Below are 10,516 nucleotides of genomic sequence, written 5' to 3'. Positions count from 1 at the left end.
GGTCACCGTGATTTCCACGATCGCGAGCCAGCCGCCGATGATCGCCGACGAGCTGCGCCGGCAGGCCGACGTCTTCACCGACCTCGTCGAGCTGCAGTCCAAGCTCGGTCGCGACCCGTCCGAACGCCCCGCCCCGCGTGACCGCGGCGACCGCGAGGCGCGCCACCACGCTCCGCAGTTCCTCCAGCGCGCGACCACGATGGCGCCGGCGAGGGGCGATGACGACTTCGAGGAGTGAGGCGGCCCGGTCAAGCCGCCAGCCTCTCAGCCTCGTCCCCGACCGTGACTGTCCGCTCTGTCCGCGCCTGGTCGCCTTTCGCGAGGCGAACCGCGCGCGCGAGCCATTGTGGCACAATGCACCGGTTGCGCCTTTCGGCGACATCAAGGCGCGCCTGCTGATCGTCGGCCTCGCGCCGGGGATGCAGGGCGCCAACCGTACCGGCCGTCCCTTCACCGGCGATTATGCCGGCGACCTGCTCTACGCGACGCTGCTCGAATACGGCTTCGCCAAGGGCAAATATCAGGCGCGTCCCGACGACGGCCTGAAGCTGGTCGACTGTCGGATCGCCAATGCGGTGCATTGCGTGCCGCCGCAGAACAAGCCGCTGCCGGTCGAGATCAACACCTGCCGGCAGTTCCTCGCGGCGAATCTCGCAACGATGCCGAACCTGCGCGCGATCGTCGCCCTCGGGCGTATTGCGCACGACACTGTGCTCAAGCCGCTGAACCTGAAGGGATCACAGGCCCCCTTCGGCCACGGCGCCGTGCATCAGGCCGGCGCATTCAGGCTCTACGACAGCTATCACTGCTCCCGCTACAACACGAACACCCGCGTGCTGACGCCGGACATGTTCCGCTCCGTGTTCGCGAAGGTGAAGGCCGACCTCGACTAGTCCTTAGACGAGCCCGTGGCGGCATTGCCCTTCAGCCAGTCCAGGACATCGCCGGCGTTTCGGTCGGGCGGAAACACCGGATAGAACACATGCGTGATCCTGGCGTCGTCAACGATCAGCGCGAGGCGCTTGATCAGTGTGAGGCCCGCGACCTCCATGGTCGGCAAGTTCAGGGCGCGCGTAAGCGCCAGCTTGTCGTCCGAGAGCACCGGGAACGGCAGATGCAGCCGCGAGGCCATCTCGGTCTGGTACGCGTTGCTCTGGGTCGAGAGGCCGAACACCTGCGCGGCACCGGCGGCCTTCAGCTCGGCGAACAGATCGCGAAATGCGCAGGTCTGCGGCGTGCAACCGCGCGCGCCCGGGATCATGTCCCAATCGTCGACCAGCGCGATCTTGCCGGGCTCGCCGGTGCGCGGATAGGCGAACACCACGGTTCGGCCACGCAGCGCCGACAGCGCGACCGACGTGTCGTCAGTCGCGAGCAGGCTGACCGGCGGCAATGTCATGCCTTTCAGGTGCGCGGCACCACCGTCGTCCGCGGGTGCGGGAATCCGGGCCCAATCGACCTCGAGCAGGTTTCTCTGAGTCATCCCGCTATCCCCTCGCCCGCATCAGGCGGCCCTTCTCCCGGCTCCAGTCGCGCTTCTTCTCGGACTCGCGCTTGTCGTGCAGCTTCTTGCCTTTTGCAACCGCTAGCTGCAATTTCGCGCGGCCACGCTCGTTGAAGTAAAGCTTGAGCGGGATCAGCGTCATGCCTTCGCGGTCGACCGCGCCCATCAGCTTGTTGATCTGCTTGCGATGCAGCAGCAGTTTTCGCGGCCGCTTGGGCTCGTGATTGAAGCGGTTGCCCTGGAGATATTCCGGAATGGTGGCGTTGATCAGCCAGATCTCGCCGTCTTTGGAATCGGCGTAGGATTCCGCGATCGTGCTCTTGCCGCTGCGGATCGACTTGACCTCGGTGCCGGTCAACGCAATGCCGACCTCGATCGTATCCTCGATCGCATAGTTGAAGCGGGCCTTGCGATTCTCCGCCATGACCTTGATCGGACGTTCGTTCTTGTCGGCCATGGAAGACAAACCTGATCGAGATGCGCGAGGACGCTAACAGTTTGGATGAAGCGCGCGCGTCAAGACTTCTTGAGGAGATCGCGGATCTCGGTCAGCAGCTCGACCTCGGCCGACGGCTTCGGCGGAGCGGCAGGCTCTGCCTCGTCCTTGCGCTTCAGCTTGTTCATGGCACGAATCACCAGGAACAGCACGAAGGCAATGATGATGAAGTTGATCGTCAGCGTGAGGAAGCTGCCCCAAGCCAAGACGGCGCCCTGCTTTTTCGCGTCCGCGAGATTTGCCGCGGTGACCTTGCCCGAAAGCGGCGTGAAGTAGTTCGAGAAGTCGAGGCCGCCGGTGGCCGCTCCGATGATCGGCATGATCACGTCGCCGACCAGCGACGTCACGATGGCGCCGAAGGCCGCGCCGATGATGACGCCGACCGCGAGGTCGACGACGTTGCCCTTCATGGCGAACTCGCGGAACTCCGTGAGCATCCGCGTGCCTCTTTCCTCGATCGCCATGAAAAATTTCCCCGTTCGGCTGGCGCGTCAGTTGATGAGGCCAGCATGAACCATCGCGCTGCGCACGGCAACGCGGGTCGGTTCGGTGACCGGCACCATCGGCAGCCGCAGCGTTTCGTCCAGCTTGCCGAGCAGCGACAGCGCGTACTTGATCGGCGCCGGATTGCTCTCGATGAAGAGGTTGTTGTGGAGCGGCATCAGCTTGTCATGCAGCTTCAACGCGGTGGCATGGTCGCCCTTCGCCCAGGCGGCCTGGAACTCGGAGCACAGCCGCGGCGCGACGTTCGAGGTCACCGAGATACAACCATGGCCGCCATGCGCCATGTAACCGAGGATGGTCGCATCCTCGCCCGAGAGCTGGTTGAAGTCCTCGCCCATTGCCGCGCGCTGCTGCGAGACGCGGACCATGCTGGCCGTGGCGTCCTTGACGCCGGCGATGTTCTTCAGCTCCCAGAGCCGCGCCATGGTGTCGACCGACATGTCGATCACCGAGCGCGGCGGAATGTTGTAGATGATGATCGGAATCCCGATCGCGTCGTTGATCGCCTTGAAGTGCTGGTACATGCCTTCCTGGGTCGGCTTGTTGTAGTAGGGCGTCACGACCAGAACCGCGTTCGCGCCCGCCTTCTCGGCGTGCTGGGCGAGCTCGATCGCCTCCTTGGTCGAGTTGGAGCCGGCGCCGGCGACGACAGGCACGCGGCCTTTCGCTTCCTCGATGCACCATTCGACGACCTTCTTGTGCTCGTCATGGCTCAGCGTCGGGCTCTCTCCGGTGGTGCCGACGGGAACCAGGCCGTTGGTGCCCTCTGAAATCTGCCAGTTGACCAGGGAGCGAAATGCCGCCTCGTCCAGCGAGCCGTTCTTGAAGGGCGTGACCAAGGCGGTGAACGATCCCCGGAATTTTGTCTTGGCTGCCATGGACTTCCTCCGTACGCGGCAATCTTGAGCGCAAGCCGCATTCATATCGGGTCTATCCCGTCGGTAAAAGACCCGCCTCCCCGTGACGCACCGTTTAGGCCGCGATTTTGCCGCGGTGGTGGTGCAAACCGGGCGAAGGTAAGCGGCTGTTGGTAATTTGTCCGCATATTCAATCAAATATAGCCAGATCTTGTACAGCTAGGTCTTGAGCCAATTGACTGATTCGGGGCGACGAAACGCCGTGACCTCATTTCCGCGCGCCGCATGGCGATCCACCGGCCTGATCGTGTGCCTGATGGCAGGGCTGTCGGCCGGCTGCGCCGCCTGGGCCAAATCCAATGAGACAACCGCGGAGACCGCCAAGGAAACCGCCAAGGAAACCGCGAAACCCGCCGCCAAGCCAGCCGCCAGGGACGCTGCCAAGGGGGCGTCCAAGGGAACCGGCAAGGAATCTTCGAAGGACGCTGCCAAGGGCGCAAGCAAGGGCGCGACCAGTGCCCCCGCCAAGGATGCCGCGAAGAAGCCTGCTCGGGAAGCCGGTAAGGAACTCGCGAAGGACAAGCCCAAGCCTGCCACAGCGGCTCCCGCGCCGAAATCTCAGCCGACCGCTGGCGGCTCGGTCCCGAAGACCGCACCTGCGCCGGCTGCGACAGCCACCGTCAGACCGACCGCCCCGGCCCCCGCCAAACCCGTCGCCGCTCCGGTCCTGGCTCCTGCGACCCGCCAACATGCCGCCCCGCGCAAGCCGGTCACACCGGCTGCGGTTGCCGCGACCTCCTCGACCTCGCAAGCCGACAAGGACACGCTGGAAACCGTGATCGAGCTCGTGCGCAAGCGCAAGTCGGGCGACGCGACCAATGCCGCGGCCGCGATCTCGGATCCCGTCGCGCGAAAGCTTGCGGAATGGATCATCCTGCGCAGCGAGGACAATGGCGCGACTGTGGAGCGCTACCGCGCCTTCCTCTCCGCCAATCCGAGCTGGCCGTCACAGACCTTCCTGCGCCGGCGCCTGGAGGCCGCGATGTGGGACGACCGGCGCGACGACCAGGTCGCGTGGTCGTGGTTCGAGAACGAGTCCCCCGTGTCCGCCAAGGGCCGCTTCACGCTCGCCAAGGCGATGCTGGCGCGCGGCGACCGCGCCAATGCCGAACGTCTGGTGCGCGATGCCTGGCGCAGCGACCCGATGTCAGAAGAGACCGAGAACAACGCACTCGATCAGTTCGGCGCGCTGTTGACGCCCGGCGATCAGAAGGCGCGGATGGACACGCTGCTCTACGGCAGCGAGAACGAGGCCGCACTGCGTGCTGCAAAGCGCCTCGGGGCCGGCTATGTCGCGCTCGCCAAGGCCCGCATCGCCTCCCTCAAGAAGGCGCCGAACGCGCGTGCGCTGCTCGAAGCCGTGCCGCGCGAGCTGCACGGCGATCCCGGCTTCATCTTCAGCAAGATCCAGCTGCTGCGCCGCGAGGAGAAATTTGCGGAAGCCGCCCAGCTCATGCTGTCTGCACCGAAGGATCCGGGCCGGCTCTACAATCTCGACGAATGGTGGATCGAGCGGCGCCTCCTGGCGCGCAAGATGATCGACACCGAGGAATTCCGCAGCGCCTATCTGATCGCGCGCGATGCCGCCCTGCCCTCGCGCGACATCTACAAGACCGAGCAGGAGTTCACAGCCGGCTGGATCGCATTACGCTTCCTCAACGATCCCGCGGCTGCCACCCAGCATTTTGCCCGAATCGGGATCGGCAGCGTCAATCCGACCACGCTGGCGCGCGCCGGCTATTGGCAGGGCCGCGCTGCGGAAGCTGCAGGCCGCCAGCAGGAGGCGCGCAACGCCTACACGCGGGCCGCCGAGCAATCGACCAGCTATTACGGCCAGCTCGCACGCGCCAGGCTCGGCCTGCCGCAGATCGAGCTCAACGCTCAGCCGCGCAGCCGCGGTGCCGAACGGCTGGAGATCGTGCGCGCCGCGCAGCTGCTCTACGAGCTCGACGAGCGCGAGATGGCGATACCCGTTCTCGCCGACATGGGCGAGAACGGCGATCCCGAAGCGCTAGCCGGCCTTGGCGAGCTCACCCAGCGCCACAGCGACGCGCGCGGCATGCTGCTGCTCGGCAAGGCCGCGCTCAATCGCGGGCTGCCGTTCGATTTCTATGCCTATCCCGTCAACGGCATTCCGCAGTTCACGCCGATCGGCCCCGAGGTCGAGCGCAGCATCATCTACGCCATCGCGCGGCAGGAGAGCGCCTTCAATCCCTCGGTCGTCTCGCCGGCCCAGGCCTATGGGCTGATGCAGGTGACGCCGGACGCCGCGCGCTACGTCTGCAAGCGGCACGGCGGGACCTACGATCTGGGGCGTCTGAAGAACGATTCGGCCTACAACGCCACGCTCGGCTCGGCCGAGCTCGGTGGGCTGCTCGAGGACTATCGCGGCTCCTACATCATGAGCTTTGCCGCCTACAATGCCGGCCGCGGCAGTGTGAAGAAGTGGATCGATCGCTACGGCGATCCGCGCGACCCCAAGGTCGACGCGGTCGACTGGGTCGAGCTGATCCCGTTCTCCGAGACGCGCAATTACGTGCAGCGGATCATGGAGAACCTTCAGGTCTACCGCGCCCGCTTCGGCGGCGGCACGCGGTTGCAGATCGAGGCCGATTTGCGCCGCGGCGCCGGCAGCGTGGAATAGAGGCATCTTCCCTCGACTCGCTGCCGGGAAGCCTTTTGGTGGCGACCGCCAACGTCGCCGGGACTTGAGCCACCGAAGAAGAACTGGCGTGCAATCGTCAGCCGGGCTTTCTCGACACGCGCCTCGTGAGTGCCAGTATCTTCGAGATTGCCAGAGCCCTTGGAACTGTCAGAACCTTGTGGAGCTGCCAAGCTCTTCGGCCTGCAGGGTCGCGGTCAGATCGGTGAGCTCTCCGTTGCCCTGCGGCTCCAAGAAGGCATCGATCCCTTCCGGCTGAACACCTGATAAGCGGGGGTTCGCAAGTCCGCGATGGTTCAACGACGGCCAGAACCGCGCGCCTCGGTCGGGGCTGGCGTGCAGCGCAGAGATCCCCTCTCCCCGACGCAGCTTCGATCAGGTCACGACGAACGATCGAGCAATGGACAGCGACGCTCCAACGCGGTCGCCATGGGGCGGAGGCAAAAACAAGCATCACCGGCAAAAGAAAAAGCCCCGGCGGTTTCCCGCCGGGGCTTTCTATCAGGTGGTTAGACCGAACTTACCAGTTGCGCTGAGCGCGGAGGAGCAGGGTAACGGTGTCCTGATCCTTCAGCTCGTAGGCTGCAAGCGGCTTGCCCGTCGTACCGGACGGAGTAACGGTGCCAATGACACCAGAATACTTCTGGTCGATACGGGTCCAGGCAACGTCAGCCGAGAACGTCAAGTTCTTGACCGGGGTCCAGCGGGTGATGAGACCCACCGAGCCGACGGCGAAGTCCGGGTTACAACCCGTCACACCGGCAATGCCGCCGAACACGCCACCAGCACCACCGGCGCCGCAGATCGTGGTCTTGGCCAAGGAACCGAACTGGGCCTGGGCGTAAGCACCGTAGATCGCGGTGTTCCAGTAGGGGTCCCAGTTGTGGGTGTACGCACCGCGGAAGCCCCAGGTCTTGACCGTTTCCTGCTGGCTGCCCGTGACGAACACGGTGTCCGGAGCATTGGCGAAGCCGACGCTCTGGTAGGCAACGCCGGAGCTGCCAAACATCGAGTAGCTGCTGCCCGCGAGGTTCTGGAAGTTGTAGCGGGTCGCACCGTCGGTGTAGACGCCCTGGATGTTGATCACGTCACCCGCACCGGTCGGGATGTTCTTGATCGACAGAGCGAGCTGAACCGCCCAACCCCACTTGTCATCGGGATGACCGGTGGGTTCGGTCGCGCCGTAGTAGGCAACGTGGTTGTCATGTGCAGCCACCGACGCCTGGAAGAGACCCCAAGCCTGGTCGACGCGGACCATACCAACGAGGTTCGGCGAACGCGTGCCGCCGATGGCGTTGGAGCCATACGAGCCACCAAGAATGCCAGCCGCAGACGCGCCGGTCATGTTCAGGTTGCCGGCGTCATAGTAGGCCGCCCTATCTTCAGCCGAGAACGCTGCCGTCACGCCCTGACCGAAGTCAGCGGTGTAGGAGAACTGGTTGACACCAGTGACCGTGCCGCTGCCGCCGACGAGACCGTCGTAGTTGTTGCCCGGGTAGTTGGTCCAGGGCGCGTCGAACTGCGACACGGCCTTACCCATCGTGAAGCCAGCGAACTGGATGAAGGCGTAGTACACGCCGAGCGAGCCGCCCGAGGTGCCGCCGTCGTTTCCGTTGATCGAGGAACCGACGAGAGCCGGGGCCGCACCCGAGGTGTTGAGGGCCAGCGTGCTGCTGTAGGCGGTCGTGCCGGTCGCGCTGCCGGTGCCGTTGTAGTTGCCGGTCGTCCAGGAGAACACGCCGTCGAAGAAGGTACGGACAACGCCGTACTCGGTCGCGGTGCGCGTGTCGATGTTGAGATCTTCACGAGCGCGCATGGTGTAGTAGTTCGTCAGACGGTTGCGGGAACCGTTATTGCCGGTGAACTGACCGCTGTAGTCCGAGTTGGTGTTCAGCGCGACTTCAGCGCGCAGATAACCACCCAGCTTGATGCAGGTGTCCGTGCCGGGGATGTAGTAGAAACCCGCACCGTACAGGGAGCAGATCTTCACGTATTCGACCGCTTTGGCCTTCACGGGGAGATCGGCTGCCTGCGCTCCGCCGACAGCGATCAGACCCGCTGCGGAACCGAGCAAAAGGCTCTTAACCAACTTCATGTTAAACCTCCAAGTTTGCCATAGGGAAGGTTCCGGATCCGCTGGGTGAAGACACCCTAAGGTTGGTTCCCTTGTCCCTTAAATTCACCGCTTAGTCGCTTCGCGCCTTCGGACACACCCGCTGAACGCGAGGGACTTAAGCGAACCACCTAAGACGGGACGACCTCGGGATGCCCCCCTCCGTCGCTCAGTCACAATTACCGAACGCCCTTGCACACACAACAACAGAACGCTTCAGAACGAGCCGGTGGAGCGTGTTTTCCGGCGGGTGTTGCACAAATAACACGCAGATGTGATCAGAACGACTTTGTAACGCTTTGAAATTGTAGGATTTTTTCGACGGGTTTCATTTGCCGTCAAAAGTTCCGGCACCGGCCCCTCACACCCGGGGAGACGCTCTGCTGTCGGTCTGAGGCGTCCGAATCGTGGAATCAACCAGGGACTCGGAGCGCGCCACTCCTTAGGAATTGGCTCGCCTAACCATCAAGTGGCTGCGACCGCCGTCCTCATCATCCCCGCGCTTGAACATCGATATGATCCGGCGGCAAGCCTGCCTGATGTCGTTGATACATAGCCTCGTAAGCTGTCTCCAGCCGCCTTGCGTAGAGCGCCGCATCAAACAGTGATGGGGTCAGGTGGTTCCCTTGCAGCCGTCCGCGAATATCCGCCAGCTTCTGTTTATCAAGCGCCAGCTCGATCGCGAGTGCTTCATAATCCGCACGCGTTCGCGTGATCAGCTCAGGCAGGCCGACAGCGCTCAGCAAGCTTGCCGCCACGCGGCCGGCGAAACTGTTCCCGATGTGGGCCACCACCGGCAGACCAGCCCACAGCGCGTCGCTGGCCGTCGTATGTGCGTTGTAGGGCAGCGTATCCAGGAAGAGGTCGGCGAGGCGATGGCGCCCCAAATGTTCGGATGAAGACGCAACGCGCCTTGCAAACACCAGGCGATCCGGGTCGACGCCCCTGCCCTTGGCTTCCTTCCGCAGATTCGATTTTGCGATCTCGCCGACGTCGGACAGCCACAAGACCGACTGGTCCACGCTCTTCAAGATATTCATCCAGGAGCCAAAGACAGCCGGATTGATCTTGTAGGCGTTGTTGAAGCAGCAAAACACAGTCCATTCCTGCCGCAAATCGTGGTCGGCCCGATCGGGCGCAGCATCGTCGATTGTCCCGACGCGATTATCACGCGGCATGAAGCTGCCGGGCAAACGAACGACCTTCTCGTCGAAGAATTCGCTGTTTTGATCTGGCAGCACGATCGGATCGGCAATGATGTAGTCGGCTAGCTCCCCGCTCCCCAACGTCCCCGCGAACCCAAGATAGTTGACGACGATCGGAGCCGGACTGGCCGCGAACAACGACAGCCTGGCATTGTGCGTATGGCCAGCAAGATCGACAAGAATATCGATCTGCGCATCGTCGATCGCTTTCAGGACTTCACCGTCGAGCTTGTGCTCGCAATCGACAAAGCGATGAAATGACTTTTCGAGCCGCTTGCGCAGATCGCTGTTGTCGTCAGGACCGATTGAAAACGCATACGTCTCGAAGCGGTCGGGATCGTGACTCTCGAATATCTCGGCGGTGAGGTACCCGACCGGATGCTTGCGAAAATCAGGCGAAACATATCCGACCCGGATCTTGTCGTGGCGACGGATTTCACCCCCCCGATCTCGTTTTGGAGGCATGCGGGAGCTTTGCCCTCACCAACTCCTGGCGCAGCTGAGCTGATCATCGGGAGAATCCGTCAGGGACAGCAAAGCAAAGGGAGAGCTATTGGCCTTCCCGAGCCGTATTGCTGCCGTCAACCGGCCGATCTCTTCGTCCAGATTGTCCCAATTGCACAGGTTCATCTTCGCAAGGAGACGCAAACCCTCGATGCCCTCCAGGTCGGGCCTGATCGACACCGCCTTGTCGAAGGCGATGAAGGCTTCGTCATGGCGCCCGAGCTCGGTAAAGACGTTGCCACGGCCAATCCAGGCCCCCTCGATGTCGGCCTTGATCGCGAGCGCCTTGTCATACGCGGCAAGAGCCTCCTCGTAGCGCTTGAGCCCCCACGCAACATTGCCGCGACCAAGCCACGCCTCGGCGAGATCAGGCTTGATCGACAGCGCCCGGTCGTACGCAGCGAGTGCATCGTCACGGCGCTTGAGCTCGGTGAGAACATTGCCGCTGCCAAGCCAGGCTTCCGCCAGATCAGGGCGGATCGACAACGCCTGTCATAGGCAGCCAACGCCTCGTCAAGGCGCTTGAGATCGAAGGACACGTTGCCCCGACCAAGCCACGCGTTCTCCAGGTCGGACTTGATCGAGAGCGCCCTGTCATAGGCTGTCGAGGC

9 protein-coding genes and 1 pseudogene are annotated in these 10,516 nt (G+C 63.5%); 3 read left to right on the top strand and 7 right to left on the bottom strand.

What is annotated here, in order from left to right; genetic code table 11:
- Nucleotides 1-238 (top strand): annotated as a pseudogene (locus IVA75_RS04465) (NYN domain-containing protein); the annotation flags it as partial.
- Nucleotides 219-893, top strand: coding sequence for a uracil-DNA glycosylase (locus IVA75_RS04460; RefSeq protein WP_027567290.1), 675 nt, complete (start codon nt 219-221; stop codon nt 891-893). The pseudogene IVA75_RS04465 and the gene IVA75_RS04460, both read left to right, overlap by 20 nt.
- Here the strand turns inward: IVA75_RS04460 and IVA75_RS04455 are convergent.
- The 4 genes from IVA75_RS04455 to dapA are packed head-to-tail and all read right to left on the bottom strand — an operon-like array spanning nt 890 to nt 3,382.
- Complete coding sequence (locus tag IVA75_RS04455) at nt 890-1,483, bottom strand: peroxiredoxin (RefSeq protein WP_247286779.1); 594 nt, start codon at nt 1,481-1,483, stop codon at nt 890-892. The two genes, IVA75_RS04460 and IVA75_RS04455, sit on opposite strands and share 4 nt — an antisense overlap.
- Before the next feature lie 4 nt (nt 1,484-1,487).
- Nucleotides 1,488-1,961, bottom strand: a complete 474-nt coding sequence (gene smpB, locus IVA75_RS04450) for an SsrA-binding protein SmpB (protein ID WP_027567292.1) — start codon at nt 1,959-1,961, stop codon at nt 1,488-1,490.
- Nucleotides 1,962-2,020: 59 nt separating this feature from the next.
- Complete coding sequence (gene mscL / locus IVA75_RS04445) at nt 2,021-2,464, bottom strand: large conductance mechanosensitive channel protein MscL (RefSeq protein WP_276577089.1); 444 nt, start codon at nt 2,462-2,464, stop codon at nt 2,021-2,023.
- Between the two features lie 27 nt (nt 2,465-2,491).
- The gene (dapA, locus tag IVA75_RS04440) at nt 2,492-3,382 is read right to left on the bottom strand and encodes a 4-hydroxy-tetrahydrodipicolinate synthase (RefSeq protein WP_007603384.1); all 891 of its coding nucleotides are present in this window, start codon (nt 3,380-3,382) and stop codon (nt 2,492-2,494) included.
- Between the two features lie 295 nt (nt 3,383-3,677).
- On the opposite strand from dapA, the gene IVA75_RS04435 reads away from it, so the two are divergent.
- Nucleotides 3,678-6,065: a lytic transglycosylase domain-containing protein gene (locus IVA75_RS04435; protein ID WP_247287419.1), complete on the top strand. Its 2,388-nt coding sequence runs from the start codon at nt 3,678-3,680 to the stop codon at nt 6,063-6,065.
- A gap of 538 nt (nt 6,066-6,603) precedes the next feature.
- Here IVA75_RS04435 and IVA75_RS04430 read toward each other — a convergent pair.
- The 3 genes from IVA75_RS04430 to IVA75_RS04420 form a co-directional block, all read right to left on the bottom strand.
- Nucleotides 6,604-8,178 carry a porin gene (locus tag IVA75_RS04430; RefSeq protein WP_247286780.1) on the bottom strand — a complete coding sequence of 525 codons (1,575 nt, stop codon included), beginning with the start codon at nt 8,176-8,178 and terminating at the stop codon, nt 6,604-6,606.
- A 509-nt stretch (nt 8,179-8,687) separates the two neighbouring features.
- Nucleotides 8,688-9,866, bottom strand: a complete 1,179-nt coding sequence (locus tag IVA75_RS04425; RefSeq protein ID WP_247286781.1) for a UDP-N-acetylglucosamine-peptide N-acetylglucosaminyltransferase — start codon at nt 9,864-9,866, stop codon at nt 8,688-8,690.
- A gap of 15 nt (nt 9,867-9,881) precedes the next feature.
- Nucleotides 9,882-10,391, bottom strand: coding sequence for a tetratricopeptide repeat protein (locus IVA75_RS04420; protein ID WP_247286782.1), 510 nt, complete (start codon nt 10,389-10,391; stop codon nt 9,882-9,884).
- Nucleotides 10,392-10,516: the final 125 nt, after the last annotated feature.

It is taken from the genome of Bradyrhizobium sp. 134 (assembly GCF_023074155.1).
GTDB lineage: Bacteria > Pseudomonadota > Alphaproteobacteria > Rhizobiales > Xanthobacteraceae > Bradyrhizobium.
The sequence above is the reverse complement of the archived record's forward strand: the minus strand, read 5'-3'. Positions and strand labels throughout refer to the sequence as shown.

Coding starts and splice junctions, on each gene's coding strand:
- IVA75_RS04460 (WP_027567290.1), top strand. CDS start 219: ATGACGACTTCGAGGAGTGAGGCGGCCCGGTCAAGCCGCCAGCCTCTC.
- IVA75_RS04455 (WP_247286779.1), bottom strand. CDS start 1,483: ATGACTCAGAGAAACCTGCTCGAGGTCGATTGGGCCCGGATTCCCGCA.
- smpB (WP_027567292.1), bottom strand. CDS start 1,961: ATGGCCGACAAGAACGAACGTCCGATCAAGGTCATGGCGGAGAATCGC.
- mscL (WP_276577089.1), bottom strand. CDS start 2,464: ATGGCGATCGAGGAAAGAGGCACGCGGATGCTCACGGAGTTCCGCGAG.
- dapA (WP_007603384.1), bottom strand. CDS start 3,382: ATGGCAGCCAAGACAAAATTCCGGGGATCGTTCACCGCCTTGGTCACG.
- IVA75_RS04435 (WP_247287419.1), top strand. CDS start 3,678: ATGGCAGGGCTGTCGGCCGGCTGCGCCGCCTGGGCCAAATCCAATGAG.
- IVA75_RS04430 (WP_247286780.1), bottom strand. CDS start 8,178: ATGAAGTTGGTTAAGAGCCTTTTGCTCGGTTCCGCAGCGGGTCTGATC.
- IVA75_RS04425 (WP_247286781.1), bottom strand. CDS start 9,866: ATGCCTCCAAAACGAGATCGGGGGGGTGAAATCCGTCGCCACGACAAG.